Source organism: Acidimicrobiales bacterium (genome assembly GCA_035533095.1).
Lineage (GTDB): Bacteria > Actinomycetota > Acidimicrobiia > Acidimicrobiales > Palsa-688 > DATLUM01.
In genome coordinates this window covers 1-18,291 of sequence record DATLUM010000119.1, presented here as the reverse complement: position 1 = coordinate 18,291, position 18,291 = coordinate 1, and the positions used below count along the sequence as shown (strand labels likewise).

14 protein-coding genes are annotated in these 18,291 nt (G+C 68.7%); 7 read left to right on the top strand and 7 right to left on the bottom strand.

Going from position 1 to position 18,291, the window contains the following annotated elements:
* Positions 1-14 precede the first annotated feature (14 nt).
* The gene (locus VNF71_14605; protein HVA75786.1) at positions 15-2,672 is read right to left on the bottom strand and encodes a LuxR C-terminal-related transcriptional regulator; all 2,658 of its coding nucleotides are present in this window, start codon (positions 2,670-2,672) and stop codon (positions 15-17) included.
* Positions 2,673-2,734: 62 nt separating this feature from the next.
* Between VNF71_14605 and icd the strand changes: the two genes are divergently transcribed.
* Positions 2,735-3,931: an NADP-dependent isocitrate dehydrogenase gene (icd, locus tag VNF71_14600; GenBank protein ID HVA75785.1), complete on the top strand. Its 1,197-nt coding sequence runs from the start codon at positions 2,735-2,737 to the stop codon at positions 3,929-3,931.
* Positions 3,932-4,073: 142 nt separating this feature from the next.
* Here the strand turns inward: icd and VNF71_14595 are convergent, their stop codons facing one another.
* On the bottom strand, positions 4,074-5,069 hold the full coding sequence (locus VNF71_14595) for a malate dehydrogenase (GenBank protein HVA75784.1): 996 nt from the start codon (positions 5,067-5,069) through the stop codon (positions 4,074-4,076).
* A 153-nt stretch (positions 5,070-5,222) separates the two neighbouring features.
* Here VNF71_14595 and VNF71_14590 point away from each other — a divergent pair, with 153 nt between their 5' ends.
* The 3 genes from VNF71_14590 to VNF71_14580 all read left to right on the top strand — a co-directional run bounded on the left by VNF71_14590 (position 5,223) and on the right by VNF71_14580 (position 8,941).
* Positions 5,223-6,287 (top strand): extracellular solute-binding protein, encoded by a 1,065-nt coding sequence (locus VNF71_14590; GenBank protein ID HVA75783.1) that lies wholly within the window; start codon positions 5,223-5,225, stop codon positions 6,285-6,287.
* A gap of 75 nt (positions 6,288-6,362) precedes the next feature.
* Positions 6,363-7,865, top strand: a complete 1,503-nt coding sequence (locus VNF71_14585) for an iron ABC transporter permease (protein HVA75782.1) — start codon at positions 6,363-6,365, stop codon at positions 7,863-7,865.
* Positions 7,862-8,941 (top strand): ABC transporter ATP-binding protein, encoded by a 1,080-nt coding sequence (locus VNF71_14580; protein HVA75781.1) that lies wholly within the window; start codon positions 7,862-7,864, stop codon positions 8,939-8,941. Before VNF71_14585 ends, VNF71_14580 begins: the two co-directional genes overlap by 4 nt.
* On the opposite strand, the gene VNF71_14575 is transcribed toward VNF71_14580, so the two are convergent.
* From VNF71_14575 to VNF71_14555, 5 genes are all read right to left on the bottom strand, one after another.
* A complete protein-coding gene (locus VNF71_14575; GenBank protein ID HVA75780.1) occupies positions 8,938-9,156 on the bottom strand; it encodes a hypothetical protein in 219 nt (72 codons plus the stop codon). The genes VNF71_14580 and VNF71_14575 overlap by 4 nt on opposite strands.
* Before the next feature lie 101 nt (positions 9,157-9,257).
* Positions 9,258-9,647 (bottom strand): SCP2 sterol-binding domain-containing protein, encoded by a 390-nt coding sequence (locus VNF71_14570; protein ID HVA75779.1) that lies wholly within the window; start codon positions 9,645-9,647, stop codon positions 9,258-9,260.
* Positions 9,648-9,695: 48 nt separating this feature from the next.
* A complete protein-coding gene (locus VNF71_14565; protein ID HVA75778.1) occupies positions 9,696-10,298 on the bottom strand; it encodes a hypothetical protein in 603 nt (200 codons plus the stop codon).
* 50 nt (positions 10,299-10,348) lie between these two features.
* Positions 10,349-12,484: a hypothetical protein gene (locus VNF71_14560; GenBank protein HVA75777.1), complete on the bottom strand. Its 2,136-nt coding sequence runs from the start codon at positions 12,482-12,484 to the stop codon at positions 10,349-10,351.
* Positions 12,485-12,540: 56 nt separating this feature from the next.
* Positions 12,541-13,929 (bottom strand): sigma-70 family RNA polymerase sigma factor, encoded by a 1,389-nt coding sequence (locus tag VNF71_14555; GenBank protein ID HVA75776.1) that lies wholly within the window; start codon positions 13,927-13,929, stop codon positions 12,541-12,543.
* A gap of 233 nt (positions 13,930-14,162) precedes the next feature.
* Between VNF71_14555 and VNF71_14550 the strand changes: the two genes are divergently transcribed.
* Genes VNF71_14550 through VNF71_14540 form a run of 3 tightly spaced genes read left to right on the top strand, consistent with a single transcriptional unit; the run spans position 14,163 to position 18,262 of the window.
* The gene (locus VNF71_14550; protein ID HVA75775.1) at positions 14,163-15,575 is read left to right on the top strand and encodes a sigma 54-interacting transcriptional regulator; all 1,413 of its coding nucleotides are present in this window, start codon (positions 14,163-14,165) and stop codon (positions 15,573-15,575) included.
* A 3-nt stretch (positions 15,576-15,578) separates the two neighbouring features.
* Positions 15,579-17,585 carry a hypothetical protein gene (locus VNF71_14545; GenBank protein ID HVA75774.1) on the top strand — a complete coding sequence of 669 codons (2,007 nt, stop codon included), beginning with the start codon at positions 15,579-15,581 and terminating at the stop codon, positions 17,583-17,585.
* A gap of 11 nt (positions 17,586-17,596) precedes the next feature.
* Positions 17,597-18,262, top strand: a complete 666-nt coding sequence (locus VNF71_14540; GenBank protein ID HVA75773.1) for a TrkA family potassium uptake protein — start codon at positions 17,597-17,599, stop codon at positions 18,260-18,262.
* The last annotated feature ends 29 nt before the right edge of the window (positions 18,263-18,291 follow it).

The following is an 18,291-nucleotide window of genomic DNA, read 5'->3' as shown; positions in this document are numbered from 1 at the left end:
CCGGAGCCCGCGGGCTACGCGCCCGCGGCGATCTCGCCTTCGCCGTCGAGCACGCCCGGTAGCTCCCCGCGCCTGGTGATCCCGAGCTTGTGGTACACGCGAGCGAGGTGCGTGTCCACCGTCCGGACCGAAAGATGCAGCCGTGACGCGATCGCCTGGCTGGACAGTCCCGACCTGGCCAGCAGTGCCACCTCCCGTTCACGGCGGGTGAGCGACGCCGGCGACGAGGCGAGCATCACAGTCAATGGCCGCGTGGAACCACAGCCGGACAGCAGCGTTTGCGCCCGCAGCGCGGCGGCCGTGGCCCGGCGGGGTTGACCTAGCGCCGCGTGCGCCCGGCTCGCCTGCGTCGCCACTTCCGCGGCAAACAGCGTGAGACCCAGGAACTCGTACGAATCGGAGACGTCCTCGAGATCATCGGGAGAGCCAGCTTCCAGCGCCCGCGCGTGGGCCGAGACGATCTGGACCAGTGGTCCCTGCACCGAGGCTGCCAGCTCGGCCAGGCGCCCAGCGCCGTCCGGTGATCCCAGACGGGTCATCGCTGCGAGTGCCAGCAACTCGAACGACACCTGACCGCTCCTCGCCGCCGCCTTCGCCGACATTTCGAACTCCGCCATGGCCATGCTGAGCTCGCTGCGCGATGCCGCCGCCCACGCCGCGCACCAGTGCAGGCGCGGCGCCGCCCAGTCCGGCGCGGCGAACATCTCCTGCCTCGCTTCTGCGAGCACAGCGCCTGCGGCAAGGGAATCCCCGCTCAGGGCGACAATCTCCACGAGCGTCATGAGAGCCTGGCCTCGACCGGCGCTCGCGTCCGGTCCAGCCAGTGAGCCGAGGGCCTCGCGCAGGCGCATGGCCGCGACCTCGAGCTGTCCCCGCATCAGAGCCGCCCAGCCGAGAGCAGCTGCGGCCGCGGCCTTTCCCTCCCGGTCGTGAAGCTGCACGGCCAAGTGGTGCTCCTCGCCGGCGAACTCCTCCATCTCGGCGACTCGGCCGGCCATCCGGAACCCGGCCAGCTTGACCGTCACGGGCCAGCGGTTCGCCAGCGGGACGCTGTCGTGATGCTCCCATTCGCGATCCGGCGACATGTTCGCCAGAGCGAGGCCCTCTTCGGTCCTGCCAGACCAGACCAGGCCCAGAGCGAGAGCGGATCGTGCGGCATCAGCGGCGCGCGGGGAGACTTGTGTAGATCCGGCGATGGTGCGGGCCGCCTCCACGCACTCAGAGGGGCGGCCGAGAGCGGTCAACATCCCGGCACGGACGGCGCCGACCCACGCGCGCTCCCGTGATGAAGAGATGCGTTTCTGGGCCGCGGCCAGGGCAGCTGCAGCCTCCTCGAAGCGACCGAGTCCCCAGAACAGCACCGATGAGCGGAGGACCGCGAGGCGGGCTCTCTCTCCGTCGTCGGAGCCCTCGTGGCCCTCGAGGATCGACAGCGCCTCCTGGAACCGCCCGAGGTGACCGAGAGCCTCCGCCAGAGCGAGAGCCCCGCCCGGTTCGGCTCCGCCTTCCATCGAAGCAATCGCGAGTCGGGCGGAAAGCTGCCAGTCCAGGCGTTCAGCGGCGCGCAGGCTCGCGGCGAGGAGGGTCTCGGCCATCGGGGGTTTGCCGGCGTCGAACCTCCATGTGACCACGCGGAGGAGGTCCGTCTGTATCCGCCCCGCTGCCTCGAACGCTTCAGCCAGCATCAAGCGTAACTCCGTCGCCCGGCTCGCCGTTATCCGGGCCCGCACCAGCTCTCCGTAGAGGGGGTGGCCGGGATGGGCGAACTGGTCGGAGTCCGTCACGTCGTCGAACACCAGAAGGCCGAGACGCTGCAAAGCGTCGGCGTCGCGCGGTGATACAAGGGAACGCATCACGCTGACCGGGAGCGGGTCGCCGAACGCGACGACCTCCAGCGACGGGATGAGGTCGGGCGCGACGCCCCGCAACTTCTCGTCGAGCAGTTCGGTCAGACGGGGGCCGATCGGCAGGGTTCCCTCGAGAGACCACACCCCGTGCCTCTCGACGACGCGACCGTCTTCGATCCCGGCGATGATGAGCTCCCGGGCGTAGAGCGGGTTGCCGTTGCTCGCCCGTGCAAGCGCTTCGGCCAGGTCGCCGTCGAGCGGTCCGCCCACGAGCCGTTCCGCCAGAGCGATCAGCCCGGTCACATCCAATGGCGCGAGGTCGATCCGCTCGACCTGTTCCTCCTTCCACAGCAACCGGATGGGATCCGGGAGCGGTTCGCCGGCTCGGGCGGTGACAACCGCCACGGCATCTCCGGTCGACACCAGCTGGAACAGCAACGTCGCGGAAGCCTCGTCCAGCCGGTGGGCGTCGTCGACGCCGATGACCAGCCTGCCGCCGCCGGCGCCGGCGACAACCGATCTGCGCACCGACTGGAGCAGGTAGAACAGATCGGGCCGCGCGCCCGGCATCCCCCGGACCTCAGGGACGTGAGGCGCGAACGCCCCGAAGGGGATCGCCGGCCCCGACGCGTCCGCCACCAGGCGCAAGACCTTGGTGTCCTCGCGGCGGGCCTGCGCCTCCAGCATCACGCGAAGCATCGCCGTCTTGCCCACCCCCGGGGCGCCCACGATGAGGACTCCGCCCCCTTCGATGCCGGCTGCTGCTGCGGCGAGGGACTCGTCGCGGCCAACCAGATCGAGCGGTCGAGAGACCCACTCGCTCATCGGGTCATTATCGCAGCGGCCGGCCCGCGGGGCTGTACGCGCGCTCCCGGTAGGCTGACGTCATGGCCGAGAAGATCACGACGGTGGAGGACGGCACTCTTACCGTTCCCGATGAACCCATCATTCCTTTCATCGAGGGCGACGGGACGGGCGTCGACATCTGGCCGGCGGCCAGGAAGGTCATGGACGCCGCTGCCGAGAAGCACGGCAAGAAGATCGCGTGGAAGGAGGTCCTCGCCGGGGAGAAGGCGTTCAACGAGACGGGCAATTGGCTGCCCGATGAGACGATCGAAATATTCCGCGAATACCTGATCGGGATCAAGGGCCCTCTCACCACTCCCGTGGGAGGAGGCTTCCGCTCTCTCAACGTGGCCCTACGGCGGATCCTCGACCTCTACGTATGCCTGCGGCCAGTGCGCTGGTTCCAGGGCGTCCCCTCACCGGTGAAGCGTCCCGAACTCGTGGACATGGTGATCTTCCGGGAGAACACCGAGGACATCTACGCCGGCCTCGAAGTGCAGGCCCACACCCCAGAAGCGAAGCGGATGATCGATCTGCTCCACGACGAGTTCGGCTGGGACATCCGTCCCGACAGCGGCATCGGCATCAAGCCGGTCTCGGAGTCGGGTTCGAAGCGGCTCATACGCGCGGCTCTCAACTACACGGTCGAGCGCGGCCGCAAGTCGGTGACGATGGTCCACAAGGGCAATATCCAGAAGTTCACGGAGGGCGCGTTCCGAAGCTGGGGCTACGACCTCGTGCGCGAGGAATTCTCGGATGTCGCGGTGGGTTGGGACGACTGCGACGGCAAGCCGGGCGACAAGATCCTCGTCAAAGACGCCATCGCCGACATCACCCTTCAGCAGGTCCTGACCCGCCCCGAGGACTTCGATGTCATAGCCACGACGAACCTCAACGGCGACTACCTCTCCGACGCTCTCGCCGCCCAGGTCGGCGGCATCGGCATCGCCCCGGGAGCCAACATCAACTACGTCACGGGCCACGGGATCTTCGAGGCGACCCACGGGACCGCTCCCAAGTACGCGGGCCTCGACAAGGTCAACCCGGGCTCCTTGCTGCTCTCCGGCGTGATGATGTTCGAGCACCTCGGCTGGAACGACGCCGCCGACCAGATCGTCCGCGCGCTCGAGGCGACGATCGCCGACAAGATCGTCACCTACGACTTCGCCCGCCAGATGGACGGGGCGACGGAGGTCAAGACGTCCGAGTTCGCCAGCGCGGTCGTCGACCGGCTGTAACTGCCCGCGGCAGTCGCCAAGCGGCTGCCGGCGCAGCCCCCCGCTTTTCTTGTGGGACGAGCCCGTTTTGCGGGACCTACACGTCGTTTGTCGACGGCTCCGTCCCGCAAAACGCCTCCGTCCCGCAAAAGCGGGTGCGCCGTCAGCCGATGAGACCGAGCTCGCTGACCGCGTCGCGTTCCTCGCCGAGCTCGGCGACGGATGCGTCGATGCGGCCGCGGGAGAACTCCTCGATGCCGATCCCCTCGACGACCTTGTAGTTGCCCCCGCTGCAGCGCACCGGGAACGACGAGATCAAACCCTCGGGCACCCCGTACGAGCCGTCCGACGGGATCGCCATCGATACCCAGCTGCCGGACGGTGTGCCGAGCACCCAGTCGTGAACGTGGTTGATCGCGGCGCTCGCCGCCGACGCCGCGCTGGATGCCCCCCTGGCCTCGATGATCGCCGCCCCCCGCTGCTGGACGGCCGGGATGAACTCCTTCTCGACCCAGGCGTCGTCGCCGATCACCTCGTTGGCCGGCTTGCCACCGATCTTGGCCCGGAACACATCCGGGTACTGGGTAGCGGAGTGGTTGCCCCAGATCGTCAGGTCCGTCACGTCGGTGACAGGTCGCCCCGCCTTGGCGGCGAGCTGGGCCATGGCCCGGTTCTGGTCCAGCCTCGTCATTGCTGTGAAGCGCTCTCCAGGGATGTTCGGGGCGTTGTGCATGGCGATGAGAGCGTTGGTGTTGGCAGGGTTGCCCACCACGAGGACCTTGATGTCCTTGGCCGCGTTGTCCGAGAGCGCCTTGCCCTGGACGGTGAAGATCGCGCCGTTCGCCTCGAGAAGATCCTTGCGTTCCATGCCCTTGCTGCGCGGCCGGGCCCCGACGAGCAGGGCAACGTTGGCGTCACCGAACGCCACGTTCGGGTCGTCGGACGTCGTGGTGCCGGCGAGGAGCGGGAACGCGCAGTCCTCGAGCTCCATGACCACGCCGTTGAGCGCGCCGAGGGCGGGAGTGATCTCGAGCAGCTGCAGGATGACCGGTTGGTCCGGCCCGAGCATCTCCCCGCTGGCGATCCTGAACAGCAGGCTGTAGCCGATCTGGCCGGCTGCACCTGTGACGGCGACACGTACGGGGGAAGGGGCACTCATGTTGGGAACAAGCCTCCGGTGAATGGCGGGTGAAGGGCCGGTGAACGGCGGGGTGCACTGCTGGCCCGACGATAGGCCCCGCTTTCGCCGCCGGGCCAGCCCGGCGCGGCCGCCTATCTTCAGTCTCCCTAACATGAGTTGTAAAGGAACCCTATGAGCTGCGACACTGGCGCGGTGCCGGATCGCCGGGGCCGTGGAGCCCTACCGCTTCTTGCATCGACGGCGGTGATCTGCGCGGCCGTCCTGGCCGGGTGCGGAGGGAACTCCGGTGGCGGCCACGGCGCGAGCCTCACCCTCTACAGCGGCCAGCATGCCGAGACCACCCAGGCGATCGTCTCCGCTTTCGAGGCGAAGACCGGCATCCACGTCAACGTCCGCAGCGGCGACGAGAACTCTCTCGTCCAGGAGATCGAGCAAGAGGGCGGCAACTCGCCCGCCGACGTGATCTACAGCGAGAACTCCCCGGCCCTCATGGCGCTCCAGGGCAAGGGCCTGCTCGAGCAGCTGCCGCAGGCCGCTCTCTCCGCTGTTCCGGCCAAGTACAGCTCGCCGGCGGGTGACTGGGTCGGTGTCTCAGCGAGGGCCAGCGTCGTGGTCTACAACACCTCCCGAGTCCACGCGTCGGAAGTCCCGAAGTCGATCCTCGATCTCGCGGATCCGAGCTGGAAGGGGAAGCTCGCGCTGGCCCCGACCGAGACCGACTTCGAACCGATCGTCACCTCCATCGCAAAGGCCAAGGGGGACCCGGCTGCCCTCGCGTGGCTGAAGGCCGTACACGACAACGCGTCAGGTCACATCGAACCCGACAACGAAGCCCTGGCAGCGGACGTCAACGACGGGCAGGCCGCCATCGGAGTCCTCGACCACTACTACTGGTACCGGCTGGCAAAGGAGGCCGGGCAGTCAAGGGTGCATTCCAAGATCGCCTACTTCGCCGCCGGCGATCCCGGTTTCGTGATCGACGTATCCGGCGCCGGTGTCCTCAAATCGAGCAGCCACAGGGCAGAGGCGGAGCAACTCGTCGCGTTCATGGTGTCGGCGACCGGTCAGGACGCGCTGGTCACCAGCAACAGCTTCGAGTACCCGCTCGCGCCAGGGACTGCCGATCCGCCCGGGCTCACACCCTTCTCGCAGTTGCCGCCGGCGCCGGTCTCGGTGGCGGACCTGGGTGACGGGTCGGTCGCCCTCCACCTGCTCCAGCAGGCGCAGCTGGTGTAACAGGGATACTCAGGCATGGCCCTCGCTACCCCGACACTGCGAAGGTCACGCCGGCGCGCGCCTCGCGTCCTCGCGGTGATCAGCACACTCGTGGCGGCCGCGCTGCTCGTGCCGCTGGTCTTCTTGGTTCTCGAAGCCGCGCACTCGGGTTGGGACTCTGTCATGCACCTGCTGTTGCGAAGGCTGACGCGGGTACTTCTGGTCAACACCGTCGAGCTGGCGGCGGCGGTCAGCGCGGCGTGCGCCGTCCTAGGGACGGGCGCCGCGTGGGTGATCGAGCGGACCAGCGTTCCCGGCCGCCGCGTGTGGGCCGTCCTCGTCGTGCTGCCGGTCGCGATCCCTGACTTCGTCGTCGGGTACTCGTGGCATTCGATCGCCCCGTCGGTACAAGGTTTGCCCGGTGCCACTCTCGTGATGAGCCTCGCCTTGTACCCGCTCGTCTACCTCCCGGTCGCGGCAGCCCTGCGACGCGCCGACCCGGCGGAGGAAGAAGTGGCGCGCAGCCTCGGTCTCGGCCCGTTGCGGACCTTTATGTCGGTGACCCTGCGCCAGGTGCGTCCCGCCATCTCCGGCGGCTGCCTCGTCGTGTGCCTGGCGCTTCTTGCCGAGTACGGCGCATTCGAGATCGTCCGCTTCCAGACGTTCACGACGACGATCTTCGCCCAGCTCAAGCTCGGCTTCGACCCCGCGGGTGCGTCGGGTCTGTCCATCGTGCTGGTGCTGATCGGCATGGCGGTGCTCGCCGGCGAGGCCGGGGTCAGCACGCGTGGCAGGCTCGCCCGGTCCGCCGGCCAGGCCGCCCCGATGCCGGCGCGCCGTCGCCTGCGCCCGCTGCACGCTGCCGGCTCGTCGCTGTCCATGGCTGTCCTCGCCGCGGCGGGCCTCGGAGTGCCGATCGGGACGCTCGTCTACTGGATGGCGGCGAGCCACGCGACGACGTTGCCCGGTGGATCGATATGGTCGGCTCTCGCGCACACAGCCGGTTACAGCGCGGCGGCCGCGCTCATCGCGACGGTGCTGGCGCTGCCGGTCGCGTTGTTGTCGGTGCGTTTCCGATCACCGGCTGCGATCGTGTTGGAGAGGAGCACATACGTGGTTCAGTCGTTGCCGGGGATCGTGGTGGCGCTCGCCCTCGTGTACTTCGCGACGCACTACGCGTACGGGCTCTACCACAGCGCGCCCCTGCTCGTCGCGGCATACGCGGTCCTGTTCTTCCCTCTCGCGCTGATCAGCGTGAGGACGTCCGTGGCGCAGGCGCCGCGCCAGCTCGAGGAGGTGGGCCGATCGCTTGGCCGCGCTCCGCTGTCGGTGATGGCGAGGGTCACGCTGCCGCTCGTCGCGCCCGGCCTGGCCGCCGGCTTCTGCCTTGTCTTCCTGTCGGCGGTGACCGAGCTCACGGCCACGCTGCTGTTGGTGCCGACCGGCGTGAGCACCCTGGCGACCCAGTTCTGGGCCTACCAGAGCGCCACCTCGTACGGTGCGGCTGCGCCTTACGCGGTGGCGATCGTGGCGCTCGCTGCGGTCCCCGGGTACTTGCTCACGACCTGGTTCGACCGGCGCCCGGGGTTCAACCCGTGAGCGAAGCTGGTGGAGCACCAACGAGCGAGCTCGAGCTGCGCGGCGTCATCCACTCCTACGGCAGGCAGCCGGTCCTCACCGGCGTCGACCTCGAAGTTCCGGCCGGTTCGATAACCGCGGTACTCGGCGCGTCGGGCAGTGGAAAGACCACGCTGTTGCGTGTCGTTGCCGGCTTCGAGAAGATCGAATCCGGGATGGTCCGCCTGGGCGGCGTCGTGGTGGACGACGGCCGCCATGCCGTACCGCCCGAGCGGCGGCGGATCGGCTACGTGCCGCAGGACGGCGCTCTTTTCCCTCATCTCAAGGTCGCGGCGAACGTCGGTTTCGGGCTCGGGCGCCGTGCGGACAGGCGGGCGGTGTCGCAGCTTCTCGAGCTTGTCGGTCTGAGCGGCCTCGAGCGGCGCTATCCCTACGAGCTCTCCGGCGGCCAGCAGCAACGAGTGGCCCTCGCGCGTGCCCTCGCCGTCGAGCCGGCCGTAGTCCTTCTCGACGAGCCGTTCTCCGCTCTCGACGCCGCGATGCGCGCTTCGGTACGCCGGGACGTGGCCAACATCCTGCGCGAGCGCGGGGCCACGACCGTGCTCGTGACCCACGATCAGGACGAGGCGTTGTCCATGTCGGACCGCGTCGCGATCCTGCGCGGCGGACGGATCGTCGCCGACGCCCGGCCCGAGGTTCTCTACCGGACGCCGGTCGATGCCGACATGGCTACGTTCCTGGGGGAGGCCAACCTGCTCCCGGGAACCGTCGAAGGCGGGGGAGTGGTGTCCACCGGACTGGGGCGGCTCGTCCTGCAGGAAGGAGCCGTTCAGGCCGATCTCGGCAGCCAGGTGACCGTGCTGGTGCGCCCCGAGCAGATCGAGGCGCGTACCCGCAACGCGGCCCCCGCCGGGGGCGGCATCTCAGGGCACGTCGAGGACCGCGCGTACTTCGGGCACGACGCGGTGTTACGTGTGACAACCGCCCGCGGCGATCCGCTGCTTGTCAGGATCACCGGCCCGGGCGCGCCGTCACCGGACGCGGACGTGCTGCTCACCGTCCGGGGCCAGGTGATGGCCTGGAAGAAGCAGAATTAGGCGCTGATGGTCGGGGGGAGCACCACGCCGAGGCGGTGCAGGTAGCCGAGCTTGCGCTCGACCGCCTTGCGCCAGGCGCACAGGTCCTTGTCGAAGTGTTCTCTGTCCCCGTCCTCGAACGCGTGCTCCAGCTCGTCGAAGGCTTCGTCCTCGGCGTCCAGCAACGCCCTGTAGCGAGCCAGGAACTGGTCGTCGATCACGTCCGACAGCGTCACTTGCTCAACCTCCGTGGTGGCCGTGTCAGGCGAGGATATCCGCGGGATCCGGCGACCGGTAGCCCCCCGGCAGGGCACTTGGTCACTTTTCCCTCGCGGCGTCAGTACGTCGTCTGCTCGCGGACTTCGGGCGGTACCGGGTCGAGCCCTCCGAGGGCCCCGGCGTGCGCGGCAACGCAAGCGAGGTTCCCGTGGACCCGCAGTCGTCCCTCGACCAGCGCGGCCTGCGCGGCGAGCTTCCCCTGCGCGATCTCCACGGCGGTGTTCCACCCGGTCGTGATGGTCAGGTCCGCTGGCCCGGGGTCGCAGTCGCCGGGGGGGACGATGCGAGCGGCGCCCGACTCCACGACCACGTGGTAGCAGACCTCGCCGTCGGGCGTGTCCCGGACGACCTGGCGGAGCACGAGCCGGTCGCTGTCGGCTGTGGCCGGCGGCTCAGCGGTGCGGCGCGTGACCTGCTCGAACCATTCGGGCGACAGGAATCGGGCCATCCGGGCAGAGGTTCTACCAGGCCCGGCCGGGTCGGGGAGTTGGACGGATCAGCGAGACCCGCCCCGCCTGGCTGCGGAAGCGAGGAACTCGGGGAGGCTCGGGTTGAGCACCCGCTCGAGTGAACGGTCGAGGCGAGCGGCGACGGCGACCTCGTTTTCGGCCCAGCGGTCGAGGAAGGAGTTGAGCCGCCGGCGCCAGAGGTTCTCTCTCTCGAGGTCGAACCGCATCGACTCGTCGGTGAGTGCCGGTCCCGAGGTGGCCCACGCGTCGATATCCGCTGCGGGGGCGGGCTTGGTGGCGGCGGCCGCCGGTGTGGGGGCGGGCTTGGCGGCGATGGGCTCGGTGGCCACGGGCTTGACGGCCACGGGCTTGACGGCCACAGGCTTGACGGCGGGCGCCGGCGCCAGCGTGTCCCACTCCGGGCGGCGCTTGGCCCTCCGGGCGTCTCTCGCCAGCCGTGCCTTTGCCATGAGACGCCGGGGACCGTGGCCGGCGGTCGCCATCTCCTCGATGAGCTCGTCGTCGTCCGGTTCGAACACCGGGGTGTCGTACCAGTCGGAGAACTGGAGCTCGCCGAGCTGATTGGGCGCCGGCCCGCGCCGGCGGGGGGACCGGGCGGCGGGACGGCGGGATCCTTGGATGTCGTTCATAACAACCTCGCTACAAGGATTCGACCCGCGGTGGCCCCGGTCCTGCCCGCTCAGGTCACGCGGCTGATGTAGCTGTTGCGCGCCTCGCCGTCGTCCCAGCGCAGGCGCAGGTCCAATTGCACCTCGCCCTCGGGTGTGCCCGGCGGGATCGTCTCGGACACGTGACCGATGCGCGCGCACGAGTCGGCCGGGATGTCACCGACGAAGCGCCAGGTTCGCCCACCGCCCGGCCACCGGAGCGTCGCGGTGGCTTCGGCGCCTTCGACCGGCCTTCGCAGGTCGCTCACGGCGTGTACGTCGAGGCCGATGTGTGCGCCCGGGTTGTACCAACGACCCAGCCTGTCCGCCACCACGATCACCGGCGCGCACGCCTCGGCGACGACCTGGTAGGCAATCTTCGGGAAGCGCTCGTAGTCCACAATCGACCATGACACCGCCGGCTGAGAGTCGTTGAGGACGAACAGGCAGAACCCGCCGGCGGGCCGGTACTTCAAGCGCCGCAGCGCCTCGATGTGATACCGCAGGACCGTCGCCTGGTACTGCTGCGTCGCGTCGCGCCACGCCTCGAACGTGGCGTAGTCGCCGGGAGGTACCCGCTGGTCGAAAATCGATTTCTGCAGGCAGAAGTGCGACTCGAGCTCTGCCCAGTCGAGGTACGGCCAGCGGTCGGGGTGCATGAACTCGGCGGAGCCGGGAACCGCCTGCGCGCCGAACTCGCTCACGAAACGACCGATCACCGGCACCTTCGCCACCACCCCCGGGAAGTCACGTTCGTCGCCGTGGTACCAGCCGAAGTAGAAGTGGCTGTCGGTTCCCCACGCCGGGTGGGGGGCGATTCCCGAGTGCGCCACCACCTCGCGCGACGGGTCGGAGCGTTCGAGCGCGCGACGGATCGAGCGGTCGAGGATCGTCTTGTTCCAGGTGGGCAGAACCTGGCCGGCGACGACACGCGCGACGTTGCGAGCCGTCAGCGATGCGCCGGTTTCGAACTCGATGGCGATCGGCTCGTTGTGGCCGCACCACACCGCGATGGACGGATGGTGGCCGAGCAATTCCACCGCCCGCCTCGACTGCGCGACGGCTTGCCGGCGCACCTGGCCGTAGCCCCATTGGAGGGGCATGTCCTGCCATAGGAGCATGCCGGTCCGGTCCGCCACCTCGTACAGCTCCGCGCGGCTTATGTGGGCGTGCACTCGAAGGAGGTCGAGGCCGGCGTCCTTGGCCAGCGCGACGTCGCGTTCGAGGTCTGCGACGGTCACGTCTCCCAGGGCGCGCTTGGCGGGTCCGTAGTTGGCGCCTTTGAGGAAGATCCGCTCGCCGTTGACGGTGGCGATGAAGTTGCGGACCCTGACCTGCCTCAGCCCGGTCTTCAGCGTCCTGCTGTCGCTGGGATTCTGCTCGTCGCCGGCGAGCACCTCGACCGAGACGTCGTAGAGGGGCTGCTCTCCGAGCGAGTGGGGCCACCACAGTTCCGGTTCGTCGACGGCGACGCGCCAGCGGACGACGTTCTGCCCGACAGCCAGAGCATGGGTGTCCGTAGTCGCCGCCGCCGACCCCGGCTCGTGCCCCTCGCGGGCGACCCGGGTGACCACGGTGACTCCCTGCGCACCGGGCGTGTCGAGCTCGGCTTCGAAGTCGAGTGTCGCCGTTTCCGCCGTCGCGTCGCGACAGAGCACCTTGAGCGAGCGGAGCCACACCTGGCCCGTCTCGTGAAGGCGCACGGGGGCCCAAATGCCACCTGGGTTCCAGTCGGGATCGATGCAGTCCCAGTGCTGGAATACCCCCGTGAGGTTGCGCTTGCGGGCCTTGTCGTCGGGACGCCCGCACGCCACCTCGACGGCGAGGACGTGCTCGCTGCGGGCGCGGAGCGGCACGGTCACCTCGAAGGTGTGCGGGAAGAAGTATCCCTCGGTGTCGCCCAGGTAGTCACCGTCGAGCCACACATCCGATTGGTAAAAGACCCCGTCGAACGTGAAGAACGCCCTCCGGCCCGCTTCGGGCGGGGGCGCTTCGAAGCGCCGGCGGTACGCGACAGGGCCGTCGGAACCGGCGAAGGACGGGTGGGCGCGCCAGTGCCCCGGCACGGCGAGTCGCTCCCAACCGCTGTCGTCGAGGTCGGGGTCCGCCATGACGCGGCGAAGGTCATCGTCGGACGCGGCCGCCGGCCAGATCCCTCCCAGGTCCATCCGCGCCAGAGGGTAGCCGCTGGCCCGGGCTCTCAGAGCCGGCGGCTCCGGGGGGGCTACAGGCCCGACGTGAGCGTCGTGGTCGTGGTGCTCAGCGTGCTGGTCGTGGTGCTGAGCGTCCCGGACAAAGACGTGCTGTCGGTCGAGCTCGAGGTGGAGGTGCAGCCGTAGGACACCGAACCCACCGACAGGCCGACACCGCTGCTCGGGCAGTACGACACCGAGGCGGTGCTGGTGCCGCTGCTAGTCGGAAGCACGGTGACGGTCTCAGTCGAGCCGCTGCTGCTCACGTTCACGACCGGGTTGCTCGGAAGGAGGTTGTTCGTCGACGGAGTGGTCCCCGGTGGCAGGAGGTTGCTGCCCGGAAGCTGGTTATTGCCGCCAGGAGGCGGGTTGTTGCCGCCGGGGGGCGGGTTGTTGCCACCGCCGGTGTATCCGCCGCCGGGGGCCGTGATCCCACCACCGAAGAAGCCACCACTGCCGGCGCCTCCGCCGTTCAGCGACGACAGGTTGAAGGCGTTGAGCCCGCTGCCCGGCACGATCGACTGGAACCCGTGGTTGAACGCGGGGTTGATTCCGGGCGCGTTCACGTTCCCGTAGGCCGCGCCACTGGCGACAGGACCGGTGGGGACGCCGGTGCTCTGGCCGACGATCCCGAGCCCGATGAGGCTGAGCCCCATGAGACCGCCGACCGAAACCCAAAGCGGGCGGACGGCGCGCTCTGAAAGCCAGGCGTTGATGGGGGCGAAACGAGCGGCCGGGTCGTTGACCAGAGCCGCCCACCGCTCACCGACCGACTTGCCGAGGCCTGCCGGCACCGTCGTAGAAAGGGGACGCAGGGCGGCGTCGAGGTGCGCGGGCACCGGCCGGCGACCCTGCTCGAACCTGCCGAGGAGGCCGCGCCGGCCGCGCGAGACGAGTTGGGCGGCGACCGCCGCTGAGACTCCGAGGATCGGCGCGATGCGGTCCTCGCTGAGCGCCTCGACCTCGCTCAACCAGATGGCTGCCCGCCATCTTTCGGGCAGGCTGCGGAATGCTGCCTCGACGAACGCGGCGTCGGCGCCCCGGGGCTTCGACGAGCGTCCCTTGGTCCCAGTAGAGGAACGGTCGAGAGGAGCCACCGGCGCGGGTGCACCATGTGAGTGCAGGTTGTCGACGGCAGCGCGGTAGATCGCGGCGAGCACGAAGGGGCGGAAGCCCTCTGTGTCCATCCGGCTGTGCCGGCGCAGCCCCCGCAGCGCGCGCCCGAAGCCTTCCGCCACCGCCTGCACGGCTGCGTCGCCGTCGGCGGCGACGGCCTGACCGAATCGCCACGCCACCTGGCTGTGGCGGCGGTACAGCTCCTCGAAGGACTCGCCGTCGCCCCTGGCTGCACGTCTGATCAGATCCGCCTCGGCACCGAGGGCCGAGCCGGTTGCCGAGGCAGGAAGTGCGACCGAGTTCATCTGGACCTCTTTATCGGCTCCGAAGTGGACGATCTGGAAGTGAAGACCGGGGGCACTACCGAAAGATCCCCCAGGCATCTCTTTTACCTAAAAACGCGGTTCTCCTTCCACTATGCAGGGTTTTTCCTCGGCGCAAATGCCGCGATCCATGACGAAGGGGCAATGGCGGCGGCCGTCCGGGGGCTCCCCGGCCCGAGAAGTGGACACCGCCGGTCGGCGGTAGCGTGGCGCGCATGAGCAACCGTCCGGCCACCCTCGGCCAGCTTCGAGAGTCGGGATGGGAGTCCATTCCGGTCAAAGAGGAGGTTCGGCGCAATGCCGCCCGTCGCATCGCCGAGGGCAAGGCCCTGGTGGACGGGGTCAAGGGATACGACGAGACCGTGCTTCCGCAGCTGGAGAACGCCCTCCTGGCGGGCCACGACATCATCTTCCTCGGCGAGCGCGGCCAGGCGAAGACCAGGATCATCCGCAGCCTCACCTCGCTGCTCGACGAGTGGGTACCGGTCGTCGCGGGCTCGGAGATCCTCGACGACCCCTACCGACCGGTTTCTCGTCACGCCCGGGACCTGATCGCCGAGCGGGGCGAAGACACGCCGATCGAGTGGGTCCACCGCGAAGACCGCTTCGGGGAGAAGCTGGCCACTCCCGACACGTCGATAGCAGACCTGATAGGTGAGGTGGACCCGATCAAGGTGGCGGAGGGTCGCTACCTCGCCGACGAGCTGACGTTGCACTACGGCCTCGTCCCGCGCACCAACCGCGGCATCTTCGCGATCAACGAGCTCCCGGATCTGGCCGAGCGAATCCAGGTGGGGTTGCTCAACGTTCTCGAGGAGCGCGACGTACAGGTGCGCGGTTACAAGATCCGCCTTCCTCTCGACGTGATGCTTGTGGCGTCGGCGAACCCCGAGGACTACACGAACCGCGGCCGGATCATCACGCCGCTGAAGGATCGTTTCGGCGCGCAGATCCGCACTCACTACCCGCTCGACACATCGACCGAGATGGAGGTGGTGGAGCAGGAGGCGGTCCCACTGTCGGTCGAGGGAGTGCGCGTCGAGGTTCCCGGTTACATGTCCGAGATCGTCGCGACGATCTCTCATCTGGCGCGCCAGAGCCCGCACGTCAATCAGCGTTCCGGTGTATCCGTTCGCCTCAGCGTGTCCAACTACGAGACGCTGGTCGCGAGCGCCGTGCGGAGGGCGCTGAGGCTGGGTGAGACGGAGGCGGTGCCGCGCGTGAGCGACCTGGAGTCGCTCGCATCGTCGACTGCCGGGAAAGTCGAGATCGAAACCGTCGACGAGGGGCGTGATGGGCAGGTGGTCGAGAGGATCGTGAAGCAGGCTGTGCTCACAGTGTTCAAGGACGTGGTTCCCCAGGACCGGTTGCGCGACGCCGTTGCAGACTTCGACGGAGGCCTGGTCATACACACAGGCGACGACGTCGCGTCCGGGCGCTTCGTCGACGCCCTGGGCAACAGCCCCACGCTGCGAGAAGTCGTCACGCATTTGAGCGGCGCGCCGGGGCCCAGTGAGAGCGCGGCCGTGATCGCAAGCGCTACGGAGTTCGTGCTCGAGGGGCTGCACCTCGCCAAGAGGTTGAACAAGGACGCGTCGGGCACGCGGGCCGCGTACAGGGCTAGGTAGCGAGTGACTCGTTTCCGTTACTCACGCTGGGATGGGACGCAGGTCGGCTTCGACTACGACGCCGACGACATCTTCGGCGAGTTGACGGACGAGCTCCTGTATCACGGCGATCTCAACCAGGCGCTGCAACGGCTGCTCCAGCGCGGGTTCGCCGACCGCAATGGCGAGCGCGTCGCCGGGATGCGCGAGATCCTCGAACGGCTGCGCCAGCGCCGGCGGGAGATGCTCGATCGTCACGACCTGGGTGGTCCTTACGAGGACGTGGCCCGGCGTCTCCGCGAGATCGTGGAGCGGGAGCGTTCCGGGATCGACGCGCTGCAACAAGAAGCGCGTGACTCGGGTGACCAAAGGCGGGCGGAGATAACCGACGAGGTGGCTGACGAGCGGCGCATGGCGCTCGATCTACTCCCGCCGGATCTCGCCGGTCAGGTCCAGGCATTGCAGGAATACGAGTGGACCAGCAGCGACGCGCGCCAAGCGTTCGACGAGCTCATGGACGAGCTTCGCTCGCAGCTGATGCAGAGCCACTTCAACCAGATGTCCTCCGCCATGTCGGACATGTCGCCGGAATCGCTGCAGCGGATGAAGGACATGTTCAACGAGCTCAACCGCATGCTCGAGACCCGCGCCGCGGGCGGCGACACGGACCGGATGTTCGCCGATTTCATGGAGCGTTTCGGCGACATGTTCCCCGGCAATCCTCAGAGCCTCGACGAGTTGTTGGAGCAGATGGCTCGCCAGATGGCGGCGATGCAGCAGATGCTCAACTCGATGACCCCCGAGCAGCGAGCGCAGCTGCAACAGCTCGCCGACTCCCTGCTGGAGGACATGGACCTGCGCTGGCAGGTCGAGCGCCTCGGCGGGAACCTCCGCCAGGCATTCCCGTCGATGGGTTGGGAGCGCAGCTACGACTTCAGCGGCCAGGACCCACTCGGCTTCGCCGAGGCCGCCGCGGTGATGAACCAACTCGGCGACATGGACCAGCTCGAGCAGATGCTCACGACTGCCAACAACCCGGGCGCGCTGGCCGAGGTGGACATCGAGCGAGCAGAGCAGCTGCTGGGACAGGACGCAGCCCAGTCGTTGGAGCAGCTGTCGAAACTCGCCCGCCAGCTGGCCGATGCCGGCTTGATCGACCAGAGGGAAGGCCGCTTGGAGCTCACGCCGCGTGGGCTCAGGAGGATCGGTCAGAACGCGCTGTCGGATCTTTTCTCGAGGTTGATCAAGGACCGGATGGGGCGCCACGTCGTCGAGCGCGTCGGCGTCGGGCACGAGCGCACCTACGAGACCAAGGCCTACGAGTGGGGAGACCCGTTCAACCTCTCCATCGAGCGGACCGTGCGCAATGCGATCGCCCGCAGCGGCACCGGCACGCCTGTTCGGCTGTCACCCGACGACTTCGAGGTCGAGCGGACGGAGAGTCTCACGACCACCTCGACCGTCCTCGCCCTGGACCTGTCTCTGTCCATGCCGATGCGCGACAACTTCCTCGCAGCGAAGAAGGTCGCCATGGCCTTGCACGCCTTGATCACGTCGCAGTTCCCGCGCGACTACCTCGGCTTGGTCGGCTTCGGCGAGGTGGCAAGAGAGCTGCGGGCGGCCCAGCTGCCGGAGGTCTCCTGGGACTACACATACGGGACGAACATGCAGCACGCGCTCATGCTCGCCAGGAGGATGCTCGCGCGGCAAGGCGGCACAAAGCAGGTCATCATGATCACCGACGGGGAGCCCACAGCCCACATCCCGCCCGATGGCGGACCGCCCTTCTTCAGCTACCCGCCGGCGCCGGAGACGATTCGGGCGACGCTCAACGAGGTGGTCCGCGCCACCCGGGACGGCATTCGCATCAACACGTTCATGCTCGACGCCACCGGCTACCTCCGGGAATTCGTCGAGAAGATGACCCAGCTCAACCGCGGCCGAGCCTTCTTCACGACCCCCGAGACGCTCGGAGACTACGTGCTGGTCGATTTCCTGGATCAGAAGCGGGCCCGGCGCCGGCCCGCGTAGGTTTCTAGGACATGCGCGTCATTGTGGTCGGGTGCGGCCGAGTCGGCTCTGAGCTCGCCGTGCGGCTCGAGCGGGAAGGGCACGAGGTGGCGGTGGTCGACAAGAACCCCGACGCGTTCCGTCGCCTGCCCGAGCACTGGACCGGCGAGACGGTCGTCGGCTTCGGGTTCGACCGCGACGACCTGACCCGCGCCGGCGTCCAGCGCGCGGACGCAGTCGCCGCGGTCACGAGCGGCGACAACTCGAACATCCTCACCGCCCGCATCGCACGCGAGAACTTCGGCGTGGCGAGCGTCGTGGCGCGCATCTACGACCCCCGCCGCGCCGCCATCTACCAGCGTCTCGGGATCCCGACCGTGGCGACGGTCAGCTGGACCGTCGATCAGGTGATCCGCCGGCTGCTTCCCGATGAGGCCATCACAGCGTGGACCGACCCGACGGGAGGCGTGAACATGGTGGAGTTCCTGCTGCCCGACTCGCTGTGCGGGAAGAACATGTCGGAGCTCGCGGACGGCGACCGGTTCCGGCCGGTGATGGTGACCAGAGGCGGCCAGGCACGCATCGTGGGGCCGACGATGATCGGCCAAGAGGGTGACTCCGTGCATTTCGCCGCGCGAACCGAAGCCATGGAAGAGCTGGCGAAGCGGATGCGGGTGGAGGAAGGGGCCAAGAAGTGAAGGTCTCGATCGCGGGAGGCGGGGTCGTG

Coding starts and splice junctions, on each gene's coding strand:
- VNF71_14590 (HVA75783.1), top strand. CDS start 5,223: ATGAGCTGCGACACTGGCGCGGTGCCGGATCGCCGGGGCCGTGGAGCC.
- VNF71_14565 (HVA75778.1), bottom strand. CDS start 10,298: ATGAACGACATCCAAGGATCCCGCCGTCCCGCCGCCCGGTCCCCCCGC.
- VNF71_14550 (HVA75775.1), top strand. CDS start 14,163: ATGAGCAACCGTCCGGCCACCCTCGGCCAGCTTCGAGAGTCGGGATGG.
- VNF71_14555 (HVA75776.1), bottom strand. CDS start 13,929: ATGAACTCGGTCGCACTTCCTGCCTCGGCAACCGGCTCGGCCCTCGGT.
- VNF71_14560 (HVA75777.1), bottom strand. CDS start 12,484: ATGGACCTGGGAGGGATCTGGCCGGCGGCCGCGTCCGACGATGACCTT.
- VNF71_14540 (HVA75773.1), top strand. CDS start 17,597: ATGCGCGTCATTGTGGTCGGGTGCGGCCGAGTCGGCTCTGAGCTCGCC.
- VNF71_14570 (HVA75779.1), bottom strand. CDS start 9,647: ATGGCCCGATTCCTGTCGCCCGAATGGTTCGAGCAGGTCACGCGCCGC.
- VNF71_14605 (HVA75786.1), bottom strand. CDS start 2,672: ATGAGCGAGTGGGTCTCTCGACCGCTCGATCTGGTTGGCCGCGACGAG.
- VNF71_14595 (HVA75784.1), bottom strand. CDS start 5,069: ATGAGTGCCCCTTCCCCCGTACGTGTCGCCGTCACAGGTGCAGCCGGC.
- icd (HVA75785.1), top strand. CDS start 2,735: ATGGCCGAGAAGATCACGACGGTGGAGGACGGCACTCTTACCGTTCCC.